The sequence below is a fragment of the Vibrio sp. RE88 genome (assembly GCF_013113835.1).
Taxonomy (GTDB): Bacteria; Pseudomonadota; Gammaproteobacteria; order Enterobacterales; family Vibrionaceae; genus Vibrio.
Genome location: NZ_VTYQ01000003.1, coordinates 191,850 through 213,331 on the forward strand (window position 1 = coordinate 191,850; position 21,482 = coordinate 213,331).

The following is a 21,482-nucleotide window of genomic DNA, read 5'->3' on the forward strand; positions in this document are numbered from 1 at the left end:
ATGAAAGTTATCTAAAACGAAGACAGATTCAAATCAACAGGTTTGCCCAGCCAGTAGGCAAACTCTGTATGGTCTTTTAAGTCATTATCCGTTAGTGCATGGACCAAAACCGATAACTCGCCACGGGATGTATCCAACCAAGGGATAAGAGCATCGAAGTCATCCGCTGTAAACGTTACAGAAAAACTCCACATCGTATGAGGGCCGACTAATTTCTGATTGAAGCGCCCAACAGATAAGTCAAATTCACGACTGATTTGCTCCCTCAAGTCAGAAGCGAAATCGTTGCTGTTGGCGTCAAAATAGACGTGTGCGTGGTAATCTTGATGGATATTCTTAGGATAGGTCATAACAATAAAACAAGAACGTGTTCGAATACTTCATCCTAACACGTTCCCGATGTTAACTCTCAAACACTTACATTCATTACACTTGGGGTTAGCCAAGCAACCCCTGCTCCACTGCGTACTTTGCGAGTTCAGCCGTACTGTGCAAATCCAGTTTCTGTTTGATGTTCTGTCGATGGGTTTCAACGGTTCGATAGCTAATACTGAGCAGCGCTGCAATTTTTTTGCTGCTGTTTCCTTCCGCAACCAGTTTAAGAACGGCTTCCTCGCGTCGACTGAGAGGGTTAGGTTTTTGCGCAGCAGGAATCACTTCTTGAGAGAACAAGGTTTGTGTAACGGATTCGCAAAAATAGGTCGAGCCTTGGTAGACCGTTTTAATCGCCTGCACCATCCGACGGGCACAAATCTCTTTCAGCATGTAACCAACAGCGCCAGCCTGCATCACCTTCATGATGTACTCACGATTATCATGCATGGTCAGCATCAACACCTTAATCTCTGGCAGCTCTTCCTTGATAAGACGCGTGGCATCGATGCCGTTCATTAATGGCATACTCACATCCATCAGCACGACGTCTGGAGTTAACTCCTTAACCTTTTCAATCGCCTCTAGGCCATTGCTGGCCGAGCCAATCACCTCAATTTCTGGTTCCAGTTGGAGCCGAGCGATAAATCCATCTAAGACGACCTGGTGATCGTCGACTATCACCACTTTGATCGGTTTATCCATATATTAATCCATCTAATTTCAACAGAACGGTTATCTCTGTACCAAACCCTGGTTCGCTTTCAAGCTCAAAATCGCCGCCCAAAAACTCTACTCGCTCACGCATATTGCGCAAACCAATACCCGACTTCCTTAGCGTCGAGCCTACATCAAATCCGACACCATCATCACGTATGATCAGTTGAAGCATGTCACCCAATTGCTGCAGTATCACCGTCACCTGCTTGGCTTGGGAGTGCTTCTCTATATTGGTCAGCGACTCCTGTGCCACTCGGTAAAGTGTGGTCGCTACCTCTGATTTTAGCCTGCTTTGACTGGTTGACAATGACGCCTCAACATCGACGCCAGAATGCGCTTTAAAGTCCGTCAGCAAAGTCGTCATCGCAGCCTCAAGGCCAATATCATCCAGCGCACTAGGCCTTAACTGATGCGAAATATGCCTAACTTCATTAATCGCCGTCATAAGCGAATTCTGCGACTTAGCCAGATGCTGCTTTTGTGTTTCGTCATCGAGTTTGGTGCCGAGCAACTCCAAATGGCATTTGCTTGAGATCAGAAGCTGGTTGATACCATCGTGAAGCTCCCTCGCTAGGTGCTTTTTCTCGTCTTCCTGAAACATCACGGTTTTATGCGCCAGCTCTTTTAAGCTCTTATCCGCCAGTCGATGTTCATGTAAATTGACCGCTAATGTCAAAACCAGAATCACCGCGATGGTCACCACAACAATCACAATGAGTGAGAAAAAGGTCGTCTCAATATTGTCATTGACCGCTAATTGGAGGTTTGCCACTTCTTCAGTGACATCTTCAATGTACAAGCCCGTACCGATCATCCAGTTCCATTTGCTTAACCAAGCCGCGTAACTCAATTTAGGAACGCTTTCTCCTGTGGATGGCTTTTGCCACAAATACTGATGAAAACCGCCACCGGATTTTGCCTGTGCCAGTAAAGATTCAATTAAGTGGTTACCGTTTTCATCCTGAATGTGCAGCAGGTTTTGCCCCACCAGCTCGGGCATAATAGGGTGAACTAAATTGGTCCCGTTCTTGTCGTAAACAAAGAAGTAGCCATCAGTTCCATATTGCAGACGGCTGATGATCGCTTTGACCTGCTCCTTGGCCTGCTGCTCTTCGATATTAGGATCGTTATAGATGTGCTCAATGGCATCAAAGGCCAAATCAACCAGATCCTTGAGCGCCGATTCTTTTGACTTAATGAGGCTGGAGTGGAAGATTTTCACTTCTTTGTCACCCAGCGTTTTGGTTTGGTAGATAGCGATCCAACTTGTCAGCGCCATCACTAACAATAGCGGCAACAAGCTCAACAAAATCAACTTAGCTTTTAGAGGCATTCCTTCTCCCATACTAAAAAGCTGCCCATACGAGCAGCTTTACTTTAGCAAGAGTTGTTACATTTCTGTAATCGGGCGATCACATTCCATAGAATCCAGGGAAGACTAACAGTGATGCCAGAACGAGGATCTGAATACCGATGAATGGCATCACGCCTCGGTATATGTCTCGGGTCGTCACCCCTTTTGGTGCTACACCTTTGAGATAAAACAGGCTGAAACCAAATGGTGGGGTCAGGAAGGAAGTCTGCAGGTTCATCGCAATCAAGATCGCAAACCAAGTCATGTTGATGCCCATAATCTCGGCAACGGGTGCGATGATTGGAACGATGATAAAACAGATTTCCACAAAGTCGATGAAGAAGCCCAGAACCAGAATCACCAGCATAGTGATGATCAGGAAGCCCCATTTCTCACCCGGTATTTGTAGCATCCACTCTTCAACTAGATAGTCACCACCCGTGTAGGTAAATGCCATAGAGAACGCTGTAGCACCGAGCAGAATCGCAAACACCATAGCGGTCACTTTGACCGTCTCTTTCGACGCTTCGTACACCATGTTCCAGCTGAATTGCTTGTAAAGCAGAGACAGTACTATCGCACCTGCTCCACCAAGCGCGGCAGATTCTGTTGGTGTCGCGACACCAGCAAAGATGGAGCCGAGTACCACTACGATAAGCGCAAGTGGCGGGATAACGGCTTTAAGCGCAGTGATAACTTCCTGCTTGCGACTTACCGATTCATCACGAGGAATTGGCTGCGCAGCTTCTGGGTTAAGTTTGGCGTAAATCAGGATGTAGAGAACGTAAGCGCCAACTAAAACGAGACCCGGCCAAACCGCTGCCTGAAACAAATCCCCCACTGGCACACCTAACACGTCACCAAGAAGGATTAAGACGATAGATGGTGGAATGATTTGACCTAACGTACCTGAAGCACAAATCGTTCCGCACGCCAACCCTTTATCGTAGTTGTACTTAAGCATAACTGGCAGCGAGATAAGCCCCATCGCTACAACGGAGGCTCCAACAACGCCTGTAGAGGCTGCCAGCAAAGCGCCTACTAATACGGTAGAAATTGCGATACCACCACGCACACCACCAAACAACTTACCCATGGATTCAAGCAACTGTTCCGCTAAACGTGTTTTTTGCAGAACCAAACCCATGAAAACGAACAATGGTACTGCCATCAATACCGTGTTTTCCATGATGGATTGGATACGATATGGCATGAAGGCGAACATATCCATGCCCTCGGCCCAAACGCCGAAGATCAGTGCAATACCACCAAAGGTAAACGCAACTGGGAAGCCAAGCAGCAAAGCAAACAAGGCAACAAAAAACATTACAATACCGACCATTTTTGTCTCCTTACTTTTGCTCTGTTGAGTTGGCGTAAATTAAATGCGGGTTAAAAATCTTATTGAGAGAGTGAAGCAGTAGTCCCCCCCCACTGATCGCCATAAACAGGAACGACAATGGAATCATGGCTTTGATTACCCAGCGATAGGGTAAGCCACCTGGGTCACCGGAAGTCTCGCCCAAGGCAAAGCTCTCTTTGGCAAAATCAACGCCGTACCAAGCCACCAGCAGGCAAAACGGGAAAAGAAAAACGATGGTACCGATTAAATCGATGATCGCCTGTGCTCGATGAGACAAGCGCTCGTAAAACAGGTCTACCCTGACATGGCCACCGGCTTTAATGGCATAAGGTACACCCAGAAGGAATACGGCAGAGAACAAGTGCCACTCCATTTCCTGAAACGCAATGGAAACATCATTAAACACGTAGCGCATCACCACATCGTAAACGACGTTTGCGAGCAGCAAGATAAACAGGATACTCGACAGCCATCCTAGGAAATCGCCGAAGCGATTAAAGATACGCTCTATATAGATTAGATTTCTCATTCCCTACTCCATGGAACTTTGAAATAACTCCGCTTGGCCGAAACCTGCGGAGCTTTGTTATAGACTCTTTAAATTATAAGAGAGTTTTCTTGGGCTTCTCGTTGCCAGTTCGATAAAACTGGCAACGAATTTTTATGATTATTGTTTTGCCTGGCTGTTCAGGTATGCGCGGTGCGAGATGTCAGACCAAGGACGAACTTGCTCGATGTAAGCAGCCTGAGATGCTTGGATCTCTTTCGCCATTTCATCTTTTTCAGCATGTTCTTTAAGCAGACGCTCGTTAGCTTCGCGAAGTGCTGTCATGACTTCCGCTGGGAAGTTTTTCACCTGCACATTTGGATATTCAGACTTGATAGACGCCCAGTTCTTACCACTTTCGTGTTTAGATTGAGTGTACATATCGTAGGCAGCAGTCTTCATTGCAACCTGAAGAATCGCTTTTAGGTCATCAGGTAGGCGGTTCCAAGTACGTTTATTGATCAGGAACTGCAGCTCTGTACCTGGCTCATGCCAACCTGTGTAGTAGTAAGGTGCAATTTTGTGGAAACCCATACGTAGGTCAAGAGATGGACCTACCCACTCAAGTGCATCAATAGTGCGACGCTCAAGTGAGGTGTACAGCTCACCCGGTGCGATGTTGGTTGGTTTTGCGCCTAGCTCTGCCAGTATCTCACCAGCAAACCCAGGAATACGCATCTTCAGACCTTTGAGATCATCGACGGAGTTGATTTCTTTCTGGAACCAACCACCCATCTGAGTATCTGTGTTACCACCAGGGAAAGACATCAGGTTATGAGGTGAATAGACTTTCTCCATTAACTCCATACCGCCGCCGTAGTAGAACCAAGCGTATTGCTCTGTCGGCAGCATACCAAATGGCATTGAGGTGAAATAAAGCGTATTAGGCACTTTACCTTTCCAGTAGTAAGACGCAGAGTGACCCATGTCATACTGACCCGATTTCACCATGTCAAACACGCCCAATGGAGCTTTGTGCTTATTCGAAGAGTCGATTCGAATCTGAAGGCGGCCGTTCGACATTTCTTCCGCCATCTTCGCCATGTTTTTGGTGGCATCACCAAAGATTGGGAAGTTTGGCCCCCAAGTTTCCGCCAGTTTCAAGCGGTACACTTTTTCAGCAGCGTTCGCTGATGTCGCAGCAACAGCAAGTGCCGCTGCCATAGCCGTACCTTTCAGTACTCGTTTCAAAGATTGTCTGATTAGACTCATGTTCACGTCCTTTGTTAGATTCAGCAACTTTCCAGTTACCTTCTGTTCCGTTACAGATTGGTTTATCTACGGGGAATTGGAAATCAGCGCGAACACGGAGAAAAATTAACAAACTCAAATACACTTCAACTTAAGAATTACGTATTACTACGTAGGAAAATTGATTGATAATTTTTTATACTTATATATTCAATAAGTTATGAATCGTAAAACTACAAAATGTTTTGAATAATACGTAGAGATCGATGCGTGGAAGATATAGAGCAAAAGATTTTATAAATGTGACAAATGTTAAATATTGATAGATATAATGATAAATCAATAAAGAGGAAGGTCTGAATGGAGAAAAACCCCGATAGGCATCGAGGTTCTTCTATTCGTCTGAAGTGGCAGAAATGTCTGCCAATTCAAAAGAGGTCGCTAACAGTATGAATTAAACTGCTTTGTAGATAACTTTGTTACCTGCTAACTGCTCTTTTGCTACTAGGTTTTCTTCTAGTAGTTTTTTCAGTGCGCCTGTTGCCCAAGAAGCCGCTTTCGCTTCTTCCTGACCCGCCGCAAGGCCAATACCTTTAGGATTGATGCCTTCAGCGTTAGCAACAACAATGTCTAGCACTTGTTGCTGTTTTGGAGTTAGTGCAACGCTAACTTCTTTAGCCGCAACGACTTTCTCCGCTGCTGGTGCTACAGCTACTTTCTTCTCAACTACAGGCTTAGCTTTCTTAGTTGCTTCTACATTGGCAACAGTCGCCTTAACGCGTTTTTGCAATTTCATCTGCACTTTACGCTTATGAGCAAGTCTCATCGAGTTTCTCTCCATTTCACTGCATACGGAGCAGTGGTGAAAATTTGAAGCGCGATTTATACCAAAAAAATGCGGCCATTTACAGGGTATGAGGGGCTTTATCGAGCAAAAATGCGTGATATGCTGTCATCAGGCTACAATTTAATCAGTACCAATTATGATCCTTTTCATAACTACTGAATATATAAACAGAGGTTTAAGTTATCGCTAGGGAGTCGTAAATGCAGACATTGCATCTTACCAATCAACCGATTCGGCTTTCTTCACCGATTGCCAGATTCCTTGCGATTGTAGCTTCTATTGTATTGATTTCTCTTGTAATGTTTTCTCCAGATTTCCAGCAGGCGATTTTGACGCTGGTCGCTATCCTGTCTTTGCTCGGATTTGGCTACTTGTTGATTCTCAAAAGCACCGTCTCCTACACATTGACAGCCACCCACTTTCAGCAACACCTGTTCAAAGGCGGTTGGGTGGTAAAATGGAGTAATGTCAGCAAGATTGGCATCTGCCATTATGATCAAGAAGGCTGGCAGCAACCTCTGCCTTGGATCGGCATTAAGCTCAAACACTATTCGCCGTACCTCGATAGCATTTGCCCTCGAATAGCCACAGAGATTCTGCTTAGCCAAAGAGCTTTGCTGTATCTTGGAGCAAAGCAGAGTCAGCAAGGCACCCAATTTGAGGACATAGTGCTGGACTCTAAGCCATATAAAAACACGCAAGGCGGACAGTATTCAGGGCTGCAAGCCATGCTTGCCAATAGAATGCGCTATCAGAGAAGTTACTTTGATTACGACATCTTCATTTCCGCACATGACTTGGATCGTTCTGCCGAAGAATTTGTCGGGCTTGCAAGACGCTATCTTGCCGCTGCTGAGCCTGAAGAAGAATACGAATAATGGGATGACAGGCAATATAAGAAAAGGTCGCGCGAGGCGACCTTTTTCAGTAATTAGTAAAGTGGCATTTCATCCGCCACAAATGGGTTGGATGCGCGCTCTCTACCAAAGGTAGATTCAGGACCATGGCCCGGCACAAATCGAACGTCATTACCTAGAGGCCAAAGTTTGGTTTTGATCGAATTAATCAGAGTATCGAAATCGCCTTTAGGAAAGTCCGTACGGCCAACTGAGCCGTTAAATAACACGTCACCAACAAAGGCAAGCTTAGCTTCTTCACTGAATAGCACCACATGACCCGGTGTATGACCCGGAGTATGGTAAACATTGAGAACTTGATTACCAAACTCTACGGTATCGCCATCATTCAACCACTTTTGCGGTTCGAATGCTTCAGTTAATGGAAAACCAAACATCTGGCTCTGCCCAGCTAAGCCTTGAAGCCAGAAGTTGTCATCTTTGTGTGGGCCAACAATTTCAATACCGCCCAGCTCAGCGGACAAAGACTCTGTGCCACCAACATGATCTAAGTGGCCATGTGTCAGAACCAAATTGACGACCTTAACACCCAACTCTTTAATCAGTGCCGCCAGTTGCTTTACGTCGCCACCGGGATCAACCACTACGCCTTCCATGGTTTCATCACACCATACAATTGAGCAGTTTTGCGAAAAAGAAGTGACAGGAACAACTTGGTACTTCAGAGACATATTGAAACCTTAATGAATATCTAAACTGGCGAAACTATGACATTTGGTAAGGTTTTTGACAACCTTGTCTTATATGAAGACGCTTACCAGTGGCGGACTGGCCCAGTATCAATGTGGACAAAATTGCTTCTAGGATAATAGCCGACACCGCCCGCTTTCAGCTCAATCGCTGCGTCGCGGACTTTTTTCAGATTGACACCGTCAAGACGAAAATCGATCGCCTGCCCTAGCATGTGGTAACTCTTCTTCGCTACCCCACTTGATTTAGAGCGTAACGCTGCATTAGTCGCAGGAGAGCGGTAACCAGAAATGATCTGTACTTCTGCTTCAACACCAAGTTGAGATTGAATTAGAGAAATCTGATCGAACAGGTATTTGTCCATTTCATGGACTTCATTGCGGCGAAAATCGCGGCAAATGTTATCAATGCGACTCAGTTCGTTTGCTACATAGTCCCGACCATCGAAGTAGCAAGATTCGAGCTCTTCCCCTGTATGGAGGTTATTAAAGGCCAATGCGCGAGGTTGATCTGGGTGAGCGGCGAAAGCAAGAGAAGGAGCGCAGCTGGCTACAACTAAGCCACTACCAGCTAACTTAATAAAATCTCTACGAGAAAAATCCACGGTGAACAGCCTTCATAAAATCGTTGATGGAAACGTGTCGAACGGCGACACTACCTAACTCTAATATGAAGTGCAAATGCATAAACCGTGCTCATAGATAGATTCTGAGCATAGAAATTTGCTTACTGCTTGACCTTATTAATAAAAAACTTTGTTGTGAGAAAATGTTATTTTTTGGTCAGGCTCACCCTTTGCCGTAACTGAAACGATCCCAGCGGTAAATATCGTCCCTGTAATGAATCTTGCCGCCCTCTGACCAAGCTGTTTGGTAGATGATGTGCACCGGCACACGCTGTTTGAGTGGAATCGATTTGTTTGCCGCCAGCTCTTCTTCGTCCAGCGTCGACATATCCAAGCCTTGGCTCTCTAGCAAACGCGTGGCAAATTGATCCGCGTGCTCAACCCTAATACAACCTGAGCTGAATGCCCTGCTGGCCTCATCAAACAAATTTTTGCTTGGTGTGTCATGCAGATAAATGGCGCGGCGATTAGGAGTATTAAACTTGTACAGTCCAAGCGCATTGTTGTTTCCTGAAAGCTGCGTCATTCGATAAGGAAACGCGCTGGGGCGCATATTCTGCCAATCAATATCCTCTGGATTAATCAACTCTTTCGAGCCCCATTTCGGCACAATCTTTATATTCTGACGAACCAGATACTCAGGATCCTCTTTCACTTTGGGGATGATGTCCTCAACCATGATTTTCCACGGTACATTCCAAGTAGGATTAAGGATCAATGAATCCAGCTTGGTCGTCATCATCGGTGTTGGCCTGCCCTTACGCCCTACAACCACCTTAGACTCAAACACTTCCTGCCCTGAGTACCAGTACTTCATCTCAAACCCAGGCACATTCACCACTATGATGGTGTCACGCTCAATCGGCCACAACCTGCCGCGCTCTGCATTGAGCGCCAGTATAGATAACCGCTCACTCGGGCTGATGTTCAACCAACGAATCGTATCAGGGCCAATAATGCCATCGTCCGTTAAGCCATGGAGACGTTGGAACTGTTTTACGGCGGTTTCTAAGGTAGCGTCATACCAGCTTACATCTCGCCGAACATCTGACAAATCAACGTCGACCATTTCCATTCTGACTAGCAGAACTTCTCGATTTTTCAGTTTGTCCCCGACTTGCCTTAACCCTCTTTGGGTGTACTTAGGTAGGTTCAGCTCTTCGAACTTAACAACGTGCAAGTAGCTGTCGATCAGCTTTTGGTAGTCGTCACTGTCTGGGGTGTAGACTTCTATTAGTTCGCTGAGCTGCTGATGATCCACCGCCACAGCAACGGCAATTAAATTGGTTTGGCTCAGTTTCGGTAAAGGTTTGTACAATTTGGATTCGAAGAACCAGTCATAACCAAGCAGTTTCGCTTGCTCAGCGTAGCTGATGTAGAGAAGTAACGTATCAGTGGCAAGAAGGTCATATTCATGCCAGCGATTGCTCTTACGATAGTACTCAAGGTATCTCAATTGACGGGCAAAAAGAGGGCTGAACCCCGCACTGGTGATGATTTCAAGTTGAAACTCAAGCCGAGTGCTTTGTTGAAGATCAAACCAGATCAACTGGTTGTGATTGCTCTGATAAATGTGTTCGACATCTTTGGAATATTGCAGGACCCGAAGGACATGACTGTCTGGCTCCAACCAGCCAATACGCTCAAAATAGCTACTGGCCCAAGTCGGTATAGGAATAATTATCAGCAGTAATAGAAGGGGGTTAAGTCTAGCCATCTTACTCTCCAATCTAATCGCCCGAGATCAAAGTATGGCAGAGAAATAAGAGGCTAGGATGAAATGTTGATGAGAATATTAATTTTCCCAAGCTTTACAATGAAGTAAGCTAAGAAATCATCGACCAGTGGTTATCCCATTGAATTCCCGACTGAATTTTTTTCTTCTCTTCAGGTGAGTATTGCGTGATCACGCCGCCAGCCCCCGAGCTAACTCGGAAAAAGCCATTCTGTACGACGACACCTGAAGCGTCTGGCAATGAGGCTAGTTCAACCATTTTTCTGGTTTGCTTAGACCAGATTCCATAGCAGTTTCCGCGAGGTGATGTTGCCAGAATCCACTCATCGGTTGCCGCAATACTCGCGATGTAATGATTGAATCTTGCCCACTGTTCAGGTTCCCCTTCCAGCGGGATCATTTGACCACCTTGAGTATGCATTGCCAAAAGAGACGGGTACTCATCAGGCTCACCACGGTACTGCTGACCGCACAGGACAGTTTTGTCACCATCATGCGCAAGGTGTCGAATACTCAAATGGTTATCTGGTAAAGCCACTTGCTCTGTCAGCTCACCATTGGAATCCAAGTAGCTCAAGCTAGGCTTCATGGTCGCAATGTTAAGCGGCTGTCGGCCATTGGTATGAACGCCGCCAACACCAATTGCCAGAGAGCCATCTGGCATAGCAATCACTTCATGAGGCCCAAGGCCAAAATTGGTAAACTCTGCTACCTTGTCATAACCAGACAGCACATCGTAAACACCAATAATGCCTCGGCTGGTACCACGCTCACCTTCTGTTGCATACAGCCACTTACCGTCGTTGGAATACACGCCATGACCATAATAGTGACGATTGGAATGAGCGGCTGAGGATTTGATCACTTCACCCGTCATGTAATCAAACACAACGAAAAATGTACCTGGACGACGAGCAAACGCCACCGCATGATTAAGTTTCGCGTTTGTTGCGACTCCATGCCCTCTTGCAGGAAGAGGAACTTGTCTTATCGGATGACCAAACTCATCCGCGACTACCGCAGAGTACTTGTCTCGACCAGATAAGGAGCAACCGATCAGTGACGGCTGACCCAATGTCTCTGACGTGCTCGCACAACCGAAAGGCAGTAAAGGCGCAGCAGCGCCAAACAGCGCTGCTTTGAGAAGGTTTCGTCTTGTGTTATCAGTCACCATCTGTTGCGTTAAACCCTATTACGACACCAAGTTCAATCGCCACTTCTTCGTGGATAAGATATTTCAGCTGCTCCAACTTATTGTATTGAGCGTAGGCTTTGCGATAACCCTCTTTTGTCTGCAGCATGTCAAACAAGCTTTCATCGGTCGGCCATGTTTCCAATGCGGTATCGAACTGCTGAGCGATGCTGTCAGCAAGCTGTCCTTTGCCACGCTCACGCAGCAATTTATCCAGCCCGTTGCCACCGGCTAAGTACAACGCCTGCATCGCTTCAATGTTAGCTTTGAGATTCTGCATGGAAGTTTCTGAGCGCCAGGATTCAGCGAAATACGGTCTTGGTTTACCGAAGTTCGCCAAAGGACGACTCATCTTTTTCATGCTGTATTCAAGCTGATTAGAAAGAAGAGAAATGTACTCAGACGTCCATGCTTTTTCATCCAGCTCAACCCAAGGGTTAGTCTGCCATGCCTTAGCAATGGTCTCAGCATTCGCGGCAATGTTCTCTGCGATTGCAACACCGGTTTGGCAGGTAGCTTGTGATGAGTTTAAAGAAGAGGCTTGGTCATACAGTAGCCATTCCACCGAGCCTAGGCCCTGAACCGTCACGCTCTGCTGTGAAATTTGCTCTTGCGTCCAAGTCTTGCTTTGGCCCGTCAGTGCAGTCATCTTGCGACCCGTCGTATTTTTCTTGTCTGGCCAAAACTGAATATTCCAGCTCTGCTCAAGTGCCTTTTCAGGCCCCCTTTCCTGCCCTTGTAGAGCCATCCAAGCAACCATGGTTTGATGCCATTGTGACTTCAGTGACTCCAATTCCGTCGCGTCCGCACAATAAGCTGTCATTTGAGCGGCCAGCTTATCAGCTTGATTTGAGAAAGTGTGCGCTGCGGCAAACTCTACTTGATAAACACCCTGACTAGGATGAGAAGTTTGCTGGGCGACTGGTTCTGTGCTGCTGGTTGACTGGCAACCTACCAGTACCACCATTGAGGCAGCCAGTGCTGATAAAGAAAAGATCTTCATCGTGATTCCTTACAATGAATTCAAGAAAGCGATCAATGCATCGCGCTCTTTTTGATTGAACTTGAGAACGGTTTGTTTCGCTGGCTCAGCTTCACCGCCATGCCACAATACCGCTTCCATCAGGTTACGTGCTCGGCCATCATGAAGGAAATAAGTATGGCCGTTGACTTCTTCGGTGTAACCGATGCCCCATAATGGCGCAGTTCGCCACTCGCGTCCATTCGCCAGATACTCAGGCCTGTTATCTGCAAGTCCTTCACCCATATCATGAAGCAGTAAATCGGTGTAAGGATGAATTTTCTGATTCGATAAAGCCGGCAGGCCTTCTCGCTTCATAGTTCTCGCTTCGCTCTTATGACAGCTATCACACCCTGCTTTGGCAAATAAGTTTTGACCGAGCTTAACTTCCGGATCATTCATATTGCGACGAATCGGTACGGCTAAGTGCTGAGAGTAGAATTCAACGAAATCGAGAATGTTGTCGCTCACTTCAGGAGCTCCGCCATTCGGCAATTCAGCACAAATAGATTGCTTTGATGTACAGTTCTCATTCGGGAAAAGGTTGCTGGTCAGGCCAACATCACCGTTAAATGCTGCAGCATTTTGTTGCATCAGCGTAGGTTGCCCAGACTTCCAGCCAAAGCGACCAATGGCGAAATCATTCTTCTGTACATCCCAAACTTTGTTCACCTTACCTGAGATACCATCGCCATTGGCATCATTTTCATCTGCCCAAGTTTGCAGCGTTTCATCAGAAATACTTTCTAATAGCCCCAGTCCAATCATTGGCGGAGCAACGCGGGCGGAAAATTGGGTATCAGGGTGCATCTCGCCGTAACCTAAATCGGTAATTTTCAGGTTGGGCTTACGTAGTACTACTTTTGTACCGTCGGTAAAGGTCACTGGTACATCTGTGTACGTAATGTTGATCTGTCCTTCAGGAGTTTGATCTTGAAGTGAAAAGTCTTGTAGCTGACCACCATACGTTGGTTCAGGGATCACACCATCTTTGATGAAAGCTTTTTTCTGCTCTGGTGTCATCGCAGGAATACTCAAACGCACTAGCATGGAAACGGCATGAATGTCCCCTTCTTCTGGTGGGTGGCCACGACCATCTTTAATATGGCAGTTTTGACAACCATTGGTATTGAAAAGAGGCCCTAAGCCGTCACGGGCATCGGTAGAAGCCGGCGCTTGTACCCATGGGTTACGGAAAAAACTGTTACCAACACTGAAATCCAGTCGCTTAGACATTGGCAGGTTTCCGGCAGGCAAAGAATAAGCATTTGAGCCCTCTTTCTTAACCGCCGTACCGCCGCCAGATTTCATTTCATAACCAGAAACAGATGCACTCACCAGTATTAGAGAGGCTAATATGGACTTTTTATACAACTTCATACCAATAGTTCTCGGGTAAAGACCAACACCTTGTTAAGAAATATTCTCATTAAAAGTGTGGTTATAGAAACAGCAAAAGGGCTCACTAAGAGCCCTTAAAATTATTTAATTGTTTTTAGAATTCGTGGTCAGCTGTATCTGGGTTCAGGCTGTTGATACCAACGATTTTCGCCGCACGTTCGATAGATGAAGTCTGAGCAACTAGAGACATGATTGTCTCGTTTACTAATGCGTTACCTTGCGCGTTACCTGCTGCAATTAGCTGGTCAAAGTACTGACCGTTCTTTTCAGCGGAAGTTACAAGTTGACCTACTTGAGAGCGTGTTACGTCGAACTGCTTCTGGATCTCTTTCGCCGCTGCTCTGTCTTTCTGAGCTACAAGATCTGCGATGCTAGGACCAGATAGAAGCGTACCGTCTTCACGTTTGTACAGACCAGTGTATACGTTGTAGATACCCTGCTCGTTGTAGTAGTGAGAGTTGTGCGTGTTGTCAGAGAAACAATCGTGCTCATCTTCAGTAGAGTTAGCTTCTAGAGCCACTTTCATACGCTCACCAGCAAGCTCACCTAGAGATAGAGAGCCCATGCCGAATAGCATTTTACGTAGACCGTTGTCCGCAGAGTCGTTCAGAAGTTCTTCACGGTAGTTACCTTTTACATCTGAAGACCACTGTTTCTCCATCCACTGTAGATCTTGAACCAATAGGTCAGCCGCTGATTTTAGGTACTCACCACGACGGTCACAGTTGCCGTTAGTACAACCTTTACCAACAACGAAATCAGTGTAAGCACGTTCACCAGCACCAGCGTCAGTACCGTTTAGGTCTTGACCCCATAGTAGGAATTCGATCGCGTGGTAACCTGATGCAACGTTAGCTTCAGAGCCGCCCACTTCGTTCAGATCAGCAATCGCTTCTGGAGTCAGCTGAGCAACGTCAAGTTTAGTTGCACCAATCGTTAGTTGCTTATTTGCAACGATATTTGCGCTCGCGCCTTCGTTACCTAGCTCATATTGGTAATCCGTAGATACGTAGTCGATAAGGCCTTCATCAAGAGGCCATGCGTTCAACTGGCCTTCCCAATCATCAACAACCGCGTTACCGAAACGGAATACTTCAGACTGTTGGTATGGTACGCGAGAGTCAAGCCAGGCTTGTTTTACTTCAGCAAGCTTGGCTTCAGATGGAGCTGCAAGGAAAGATTCGATAGATTGGTCTAGTGTCTTAGCAGTTGTTAGTGCATCGGCAAATACTGCGTGAGCAACATCTGCGTAGTGTTCTACTACTTGCTCTTTTGTCACGTTCGCTGCAAAAACAGAACTGCTAGCAAGAACGAGAGAAGTTGCAACAGAGCGCGCTAAAAGTGATTTTACATTCATTGAAAAGCATCCTTGTTGAGCTTAATAATTATTCTGCATAATAAGTGCTAATTATTCTCATTTGCACTTATAGGCGCAAATAATACAAACTTACATTTTTTTTGCAAGGGTTATACAAAAAAGCCTCACAAAAGTGAGGCTTTTATCAACATAGACTGCTATTGGGCTAGAGCTTAAGATCGTGTTTTCCGTGTGACACCTTAGCTTTAAGATATCCTTCGTTACCATCTTTAATATGCGCAGAGGTGTTGACAGTATCTTCGATTTCAACACCATGTTCTTTCAGTTCACGGATCTTCTTTGGATTGTTCGTGATTAAACGGATCTTATTAACATCCAACGCTTTAAGCATTTGCGCCGCTTCCGTAAAATCACGCAGGTCATCACCAAAGCCTAAATGGTTGTTCGCTTCATAGGTATTCAGACCTTCACTTTGCAACTTGTACGCGTCAATCTTATTGTAAAGGCCGATACCACGACCTTCCTGGCGCAAGTAAAGAATAATCCCACCTGACTCACCCATCTTATTAATGGTCTCGTCCAACTGTTCACCACAGTCACAGCGCGAAGAATGAAAAACGTCACCTGTGAGACACTCAGAGTGTAAACGAACTAATGGGGTAGCTTGGGTTTTGTCAGCTTGCTTAAAAATAACCGCAACGTGCTCTTTGTCGGTTTTTAGCCCGTTAAAAGAAAGAAGCTCTGCTTCAATATCACTCTTGGTACCGACTTTAAATTCTACTCTGGCTCTAACTTCCGCCATATCCCTACTCACTTGAATCTTGTTCTCTTCTATTTCTATCATTTTAGAAATCTCTTATGTGATTAACTATGGGGACTCATACTAGATAAATCAATGGTCAGATCACTTTTTGTTATAATATAACAATTTATATTTAAGACAATAAAAAACCTCAACGAATTTACTTCGTGAGGTCCTTTATGAAACTGGTCAGATAATGAAATTTAGTGGTTTTGTTTTTTCTTCCACATCGAGAGCTCAATCCAAAGTGCTTCGAGCACCTGAAGCTCTTCTTCAGTTAACAGAGAAAGTGTTGGTTTAGTTTGTGGCAAAGAATAAGCTTGCAGCGAGCTTATTTGAGCATAAAAATCTTTGCGTAATTGAGATATATTTGTATCCACTACTATTCCCTAAGTCTCTATCTATAAACCGATATAAAATGGTGACTCAAACCATTTGTCTCAAAAATGATAGCAAATTACATAGATTGCGCAAAGAAATGAAGCATTTTTGAGCATTAAATCACATTTTATTCATGATTATAATCTTTACAATTCAACAAATTACTTGATCAAAATTGATCTTTTAAAACAGTTCTACATCATCCAAATGATCATTATCGTCTGGTCCAGTTGCTCCCTGCATAAGATCTTCATAACACTCGATCCGGTTCCTACCACGTTCTTTCGCTCTATAGAGAGCGGTATCAGCATGACCTAAAATCGTCGGCAGGTACTCGTGTCTGGAGATCGCACACACTCCGCAGCTAAAGGTCATATTGTTTACCTGCGGAAAGCGAAATGACTCTATATGCCTACGAAATGATTCCAGTTCTTTCAGCACTTGCTGCTTTTCCTGAGGTGGCAGTAGCACGACAAACTCTTCCCCACCAAATCGAAATAATTGCTCTGAACCAGAAAAGAAATTCTGCAGTTGCTGAGAAAACATTAATAGCACTTCATCGCCGATCATGTGCCCATAGGTATCGTTAATGTTCTTGAAAAAATCGAGATCTATGATCGCAACCCACGCATAAACGCCAGAATCTTGATTCACGGACAGATTAAAACAATGTGACAGGCGCTCTTCGAGCGTTTTCCGATTAAGTAACCCGGTCAGTTTGTCGCGTTCACTCTCATGCAATACCACCAAGTAGTTGCGATATATCTTGGCGAAGCCATCGATCAATAATTCAAACTTTGTCGGATCTGCATCGGTTTCAATTTGCAACAATGCCGAGCTTTCTTCGGAAATCGGAATCGGGTAACGGCATACATAACTCGGTGCTTGCTGTTGAGTTACATTAAACTCGCTTTCTTTGTGATCGTGCATGTAGCACTGCTCTGGTGCCTGATCGTACGTCCATTGATATTCTTCTTGTTTTCTATTTCTAAATACTTTGGCGACAACGATGGAGGTATTGGATAGGTAATGGGTCAGGCTGATGGATTCAATGGGCATCATTTCAAGTAAGGTCGCAACCAGACAATGACCCAGAGATATCGAGTTTCTTTGCTCAGTAATTTCCACGACAGAGTTCAGAATCTTGTCTTGCATCCACCAACCCTATATAGACGTAGTTCGTTAAGTCACATTATAGACGTTAATATTACGGCGTGCGTTTTATTGCATATAATTAGAGCTGAGGAGCAATAACCTAACACGAAAAGGAGAAAACTATGTTCCTAGTCAGATTGGTTTATACGAGCACAATAACAAAAGGGATTACGGAATCAGATATTCAGAATATTCTTGATGTAGCGAGAAAAAATAACTCTTTGGTCGATGTAACAGGTTTGCTTCTATTTAACCGCAACTACTTTTTGCAATGCCTTGAAGGTTCAAGAGCCCAAGTCAACAAGATCTACCACCAGATTCTAAACGACCCAAGGCATGAAAATATCCTGCTGCTAGATTACTCAGAGATTACCGAACGCGAGTTTAGCGACTGGAGCATGGGCTATATTCCTGAGGTCAACTCTACAATGCCAATTAATCTAAAATACTCTGCCTGTTCGAAATTCGAGCCTTACAATATGTCTGGCCCTAGTGCACATAAGCTACTGCTCAGCTTGCGTGATGTGGTCACCATTGTCTAACCATAAATATTAAAAAAGCAGCCTTCACGGCTGCTCTTTTTAGTCTCGATGTCCGAGTTTTACGTTACCTTCGGAGTCAAACCACAAGGCTTCTTTTCGTCTTCGGCCAATTAGAATCGGGCCATCGTCGTAAAACAAAAAGTTCTTCCAGTGCTTCTTAAATACGCTCCATTTGGTTTCAATGACGTTGTATTTTTCATAGCAAAAATACACAGTTACGTCATCTTGCCAATCGATAAACTCAGCAACTCCCTCAGGCAACATGTCTTCATCGGCTTCCCAAGCAGCCATCCAGTCCAAACTCTCTTTCCAGTTAGAGTCTTTCATTGGCCAGTCACCTGAACTCAAACGTTCTGCATCCGGGCTTTGAGCGCTGATGTTCTCTTTCCATAGCTGCGCAGCTCTGGCCTGAGCCATTGGCTTTATCTGGGCTAAATCCTGCTCAGGGACAGGCATAGACTGGTGAGTGAAAATCCATTTTCTTTGGTATTCATCCAAAGTGAGATACGACATTCATTTTCCTCGTTATGGCTTCTTCAGGCTTTTAGCCATCCTTTCTGGGTTGCTTCTTCAATCACTTGCTGAGCCTTATCCCACAAAGCTTGTGAGCCATATTCTATTTTTCGATTCACCGTCAGAGCTTGCTCACGAGTCACTCCGTGCTCCTGCCAACTCTGACCGTTGTTGTGATAATTAAGCAACATAGGAATGATCCTATCAAGTGCTTTACCAAATTTGGCGTCTGCCGATTCTGCTCGCTCAAACTCTAACCATAGCTCAAGCAGCTCTTGTCCCTGCTCTTCAGGCAACATCGCGAATAATCGCTGAGCAGCAGCAAGCTCTTTTTCTTCTTGCACTGCTGACGCAGCAACATCGTAAACAAAGGTGTCGCCTGCATCGATTTCGACAATATCATGCAGTAACAACATCTTTACGACACGAGCAATATCCACCGGCTCATTGGCGTGTTCTTCCATGAGAATCGCCATTAGAGCAACATGCCAACTGTGCTCTGCACTGTTTTCAAGACGGCCATCAGCACTTTTGACCCGAGTGCGTCTCAAAACAGATTTCAGTTGATCCAGCTCCATCAATAAAGCCAGTTGTTGCTCTAATCTACTCATGCTTAACTCTCTTTCCAGTTGGGGTTAATCAGTGATGTCAGGTTATGGTCTTCCCAGCGGCCATCAATCAGCAAATAGTCCTCTGCAAAGCCTTCTTGCTTGAAGCCTAAACGATTCAATACCGCCTCACTGCGTTGATTGCGTGGCATGTAGCCCGCCATAATCCGATGGATATTCTGGATGCTAAACATGTAGTTCACGGCCATTTTTAATGCCCGCGTCATCACGCCTCTTCCCTGCGCATTCTCGCCGAGCGAATAGCCAAGATTACATGCATGAAACGGAAATCTCGAAATGTTGCTAAAGGAGACGGTACCTAACATCTCTCCCGACTCACTATCAATAATGATCAGGTAGTAACCCAAACCCATACGATGCAACTCATTGAGTTTGATCAAACGCTGCGTCCAACCTGATTCAGAGAAGAAGGCGTCTTCGCGTCGTGGTTCCCATTGTTTCAGATGCGCACGATTGGCAATAAAGTAGTCAGAGATGAGCTGGCCGTCCGTTGGTTCTGCGGTGCGCAGGATGATATCCCCATCCTGCTCAAACACCTGCTGAGGAGTACTGAGTCGTTCCATTTAGTTTTTTCTTATTCCGTATTCACGTAACTTATTAGCCACGGAGGTATGAGAAACATTAAGGCGTTTTGCTAGCTTACGGCTGGATGGGAAAGACTGATAAAGTCGCTCCAAAACCTGCGACTCATAATCTTTCATGATTTCATCCAACGAACCGTCGAGGTTAATTGTCGGGCCTGTCGAAGCGGGGCTTTCTAGTTGAGGCAGGTGGAACAAGTCGATCATTAAGGTATCTGAATCCAGCTCAGTCAATGCGCGGAGCACCATATTTTCTAGCTGACGCATGTTACCCGGCCATTGGTAATTCACCAGTTGATCAACCAGTGTTTCTTCCAGCTCAGGTTTCATGATGCCTAACTGCTTAACGTATTTAACAACAAATAGATCCAGCAGCGGGCCTATATCGTTAGAACGTTCGCGCAGTGCCGGAATATTGAGTGTCAGTACGTTGAGGCGGTAGAAAAGATCTTCTCGGAAGGATTTCGACCCTGCCAAATCGGCTAGATTATGGCGCGTTGAAGCAATCACGCGTACATCAACATGGATCTCCTGCTCTGCACCCACACGGCGGAAAGTACCATCTTGTAACAGGCGCAGTAATTTGATTTGCAGATGTGGGCTCATTTCGCCAATTTCATCTAAAAAGACGGTACCACCATCTGCTTGTTCAAAAATACCCTTATGACCTTGCTCATGATTGAATGAACCTGGCGCATGACCAAACAGTTCTGTCTCCGCAACATCATCAGGCATGGATGCACAGCTCAAGACTAAGAACGGAGCGGCTGCTCGGTGAGAACGGTTATGACACGCTCTGGCGAGCATTTCTTTGCCCGTACCCGTTTCACCCTGAATCAGCAGCGGTTGCTCAAGCATCGACAGCTTCTTAGCTTGGCTCATCAGCGCCTTGTGTCGATTAGACACACCGACAAAGTGTTCAAAGCCAAGGTTATTATGTAGAGGTAATGAATCCTCTAACGCCGATTTTTCTTGAGACGAGCGAATGATCATTACGGTACTGGCGAGAATCGATTCGTTGGATTCATCGGTGATGTAGACCGGCATGATCTCCATGATGTAATCGAGACCACTGATCACAATGTTTTCCCGCTGACGGGTAATTTTACCTTCCACCCATTTGGAGAAGTTGAAGCTTGGTAGCAATGTGCTGATCTGGTGACCAATCATCTCTTCTTCTTCGCAACTGAACAGGCTTAGCGCGGCATGATTCGCCATGTCAACATTGCCTTTCAGATCGATGGCCAATACTGGCTCAGGAAGATTGTTCAACAGGGAGATGAGTTCGGTGTTATGCCTTTCCATCGGCATAAATTGAATTTTTCTTACGTCTCTTACACCTGATATACGACGTATCTCTGCCATGAGTTCACTGAAAGTATCGAAGTCAATATCCGGGCAATTCAGGTAGATAATGCCCGTAATGTCGATTTCGATCCCTCGCAAATCAATATTTTTAGAAGCCAGAATATCGAGCAGCTCACGAGTAAGCCCCAATCTGTCTTCACATGTCACTTCTAAACGCACTGATTAAATCCCTAGTCTGAGGTGTCAGGAAAAGTTGACAGTAGTTTCCCTTAAGCCTA

Annotated in this window: 23 protein-coding genes; 2 read left to right on the forward strand and 21 right to left on the reverse strand. The window is 45.4% G+C overall.

Annotated features, from left to right (window positions below; translation table 11 throughout):
* Nucleotides 1-11 precede the first annotated feature (11 nt).
* The 7 genes from F0265_RS07015 to F0265_RS07045 form a co-directional block, all read right to left on the reverse strand.
* Nucleotides 12-350 (reverse strand): DOPA 4,5-dioxygenase family protein, encoded by a 339-nt coding sequence (locus tag F0265_RS07015; RefSeq protein WP_171748348.1) that lies wholly within the window; start codon nucleotides 348-350, stop codon nucleotides 12-14.
* Between the two features lie 88 nt (nucleotides 351-438).
* Nucleotides 439-1,077: a response regulator transcription factor gene (locus F0265_RS07020; RefSeq protein ID WP_006958851.1), complete on the reverse strand. Its 639-nt coding sequence runs from the start codon at nucleotides 1,075-1,077 to the stop codon at nucleotides 439-441.
* Nucleotides 1,070-2,425, reverse strand: a complete 1,356-nt coding sequence (locus F0265_RS07025) for a cache domain-containing protein (RefSeq protein ID WP_171748349.1) — start codon at nucleotides 2,423-2,425, stop codon at nucleotides 1,070-1,072. Before F0265_RS07025 ends, F0265_RS07020 begins: the two co-directional genes overlap by 8 nt.
* Before the next feature lie 79 nt (nucleotides 2,426-2,504).
* On the reverse strand, nucleotides 2,505-3,788 hold the full coding sequence (locus tag F0265_RS07030) for a TRAP transporter large permease subunit (RefSeq protein WP_006958853.1): 1,284 nt from the start codon (nucleotides 3,786-3,788) through the stop codon (nucleotides 2,505-2,507).
* Nucleotides 3,789-3,798: 10 nt separating this feature from the next.
* The gene (locus F0265_RS07035) at nucleotides 3,799-4,338 is read right to left on the reverse strand and encodes a TRAP transporter small permease subunit (protein WP_171748350.1); all 540 of its coding nucleotides are present in this window, start codon (nucleotides 4,336-4,338) and stop codon (nucleotides 3,799-3,801) included.
* Between the two features lie 138 nt (nucleotides 4,339-4,476).
* Nucleotides 4,477-5,568 carry a TRAP transporter substrate-binding protein gene (locus F0265_RS07040; protein ID WP_171748351.1) on the reverse strand — a complete coding sequence of 364 codons (1,092 nt, stop codon included), beginning with the start codon at nucleotides 5,566-5,568 and terminating at the stop codon, nucleotides 4,477-4,479.
* Nucleotides 5,569-6,001: 433 nt separating this feature from the next.
* Nucleotides 6,002-6,373: a hypothetical protein gene (locus tag F0265_RS07045; RefSeq protein ID WP_021457472.1), complete on the reverse strand. Its 372-nt coding sequence runs from the start codon at nucleotides 6,371-6,373 to the stop codon at nucleotides 6,002-6,004.
* A gap of 221 nt (nucleotides 6,374-6,594) precedes the next feature.
* Here F0265_RS07045 and F0265_RS07050 point away from each other — a divergent pair, with 221 nt between their 5' ends.
* Entirely contained in the window at nucleotides 6,595-7,272 is a 678-nt protein-coding gene (locus F0265_RS07050; protein ID WP_171748352.1) for a DUF2982 domain-containing protein, read from the forward strand.
* A 53-nt stretch (nucleotides 7,273-7,325) separates the two neighbouring features.
* On the opposite strand, the gene F0265_RS07055 is transcribed toward F0265_RS07050, so the two are convergent.
* The 10 genes from F0265_RS07055 to F0265_RS07100 form a co-directional block, all read right to left on the reverse strand.
* Nucleotides 7,326-7,982 (reverse strand): MBL fold metallo-hydrolase, encoded by a 657-nt coding sequence (locus tag F0265_RS07055; RefSeq protein WP_038512145.1) that lies wholly within the window; start codon nucleotides 7,980-7,982, stop codon nucleotides 7,326-7,328.
* An 83-nt stretch (nucleotides 7,983-8,065) separates the two neighbouring features.
* Entirely contained in the window at nucleotides 8,066-8,605 is a 540-nt protein-coding gene (locus F0265_RS07060) for a DUF882 domain-containing protein (protein ID WP_171748353.1), read from the reverse strand.
* A gap of 184 nt (nucleotides 8,606-8,789) precedes the next feature.
* Nucleotides 8,790-10,343 (reverse strand): L,D-transpeptidase family protein, encoded by a 1,554-nt coding sequence (locus F0265_RS07065; RefSeq protein WP_043007641.1) that lies wholly within the window; start codon nucleotides 10,341-10,343, stop codon nucleotides 8,790-8,792.
* 109 nt (nucleotides 10,344-10,452) lie between these two features.
* Complete coding sequence (locus tag F0265_RS07070; protein WP_171748354.1) at nucleotides 10,453-11,535, reverse strand: DUF1513 domain-containing protein; 1,083 nt, start codon at nucleotides 11,533-11,535, stop codon at nucleotides 10,453-10,455.
* Complete coding sequence (locus F0265_RS07075; RefSeq protein WP_171748355.1) at nucleotides 11,525-12,556, reverse strand: imelysin family protein; 1,032 nt, start codon at nucleotides 12,554-12,556, stop codon at nucleotides 11,525-11,527. The genes F0265_RS07070 and F0265_RS07075 overlap by 11 nt, the downstream gene beginning before the upstream one ends.
* Before the next feature lie 9 nt (nucleotides 12,557-12,565).
* Nucleotides 12,566-13,954: a di-heme oxidoredictase family protein gene (locus tag F0265_RS07080; RefSeq protein WP_171748356.1), complete on the reverse strand. Its 1,389-nt coding sequence runs from the start codon at nucleotides 13,952-13,954 to the stop codon at nucleotides 12,566-12,568.
* 115 nt (nucleotides 13,955-14,069) lie between these two features.
* Nucleotides 14,070-15,332, reverse strand: a complete 1,263-nt coding sequence (locus tag F0265_RS07085) for an imelysin family protein (protein WP_171748357.1) — start codon at nucleotides 15,330-15,332, stop codon at nucleotides 14,070-14,072.
* A 166-nt stretch (nucleotides 15,333-15,498) separates the two neighbouring features.
* Entirely contained in the window at nucleotides 15,499-16,137 is a 639-nt protein-coding gene (gene ribA, locus F0265_RS07090; RefSeq protein WP_171748358.1) for a GTP cyclohydrolase II, read from the reverse strand.
* Between the two features lie 161 nt (nucleotides 16,138-16,298).
* Nucleotides 16,299-16,475, reverse strand: coding sequence for a hypothetical protein (locus tag F0265_RS07095; protein WP_006958866.1), 177 nt, complete (start codon nucleotides 16,473-16,475; stop codon nucleotides 16,299-16,301).
* A 184-nt stretch (nucleotides 16,476-16,659) separates the two neighbouring features.
* The gene (locus F0265_RS07100) at nucleotides 16,660-17,631 is read right to left on the reverse strand and encodes a GGDEF domain-containing protein (RefSeq protein ID WP_171748359.1); all 972 of its coding nucleotides are present in this window, start codon (nucleotides 17,629-17,631) and stop codon (nucleotides 16,660-16,662) included.
* 122 nt (nucleotides 17,632-17,753) lie between these two features.
* Between F0265_RS07100 and F0265_RS07105 the strand changes: the two genes are divergently transcribed.
* The gene (locus F0265_RS07105; RefSeq protein WP_171748360.1) at nucleotides 17,754-18,173 is read left to right on the forward strand and encodes a BLUF domain-containing protein; all 420 of its coding nucleotides are present in this window, start codon (nucleotides 17,754-17,756) and stop codon (nucleotides 18,171-18,173) included.
* 39 nt (nucleotides 18,174-18,212) lie between these two features.
* Here the strand turns inward: F0265_RS07105 and F0265_RS07110 are convergent, their stop codons facing one another.
* Genes F0265_RS07110 through tyrR form a run of 4 tightly spaced genes read right to left on the reverse strand, consistent with a single transcriptional unit; the run spans nucleotide 18,213 to nucleotide 21,423 of the window.
* The gene (locus F0265_RS07110) at nucleotides 18,213-18,686 is read right to left on the reverse strand and encodes a DUF2947 domain-containing protein (RefSeq protein ID WP_171748361.1); all 474 of its coding nucleotides are present in this window, start codon (nucleotides 18,684-18,686) and stop codon (nucleotides 18,213-18,215) included.
* A 23-nt stretch (nucleotides 18,687-18,709) separates the two neighbouring features.
* Nucleotides 18,710-19,297, reverse strand: coding sequence for an HD domain-containing protein (locus F0265_RS07115; RefSeq protein ID WP_045986878.1), 588 nt, complete (start codon nucleotides 19,295-19,297; stop codon nucleotides 18,710-18,712).
* A gap of 2 nt (nucleotides 19,298-19,299) precedes the next feature.
* Entirely contained in the window at nucleotides 19,300-19,878 is a 579-nt protein-coding gene (rimJ, locus tag F0265_RS07120; RefSeq protein WP_045986879.1) for a ribosomal protein S5-alanine N-acetyltransferase, read from the reverse strand.
* Nucleotides 19,879-21,423: a transcriptional regulator TyrR gene (gene tyrR, locus F0265_RS07125; RefSeq protein ID WP_171748362.1), complete on the reverse strand. Its 1,545-nt coding sequence runs from the start codon at nucleotides 21,421-21,423 to the stop codon at nucleotides 19,879-19,881.
* Between the last annotated feature and the right edge of the window lie 59 nt (nucleotides 21,424-21,482).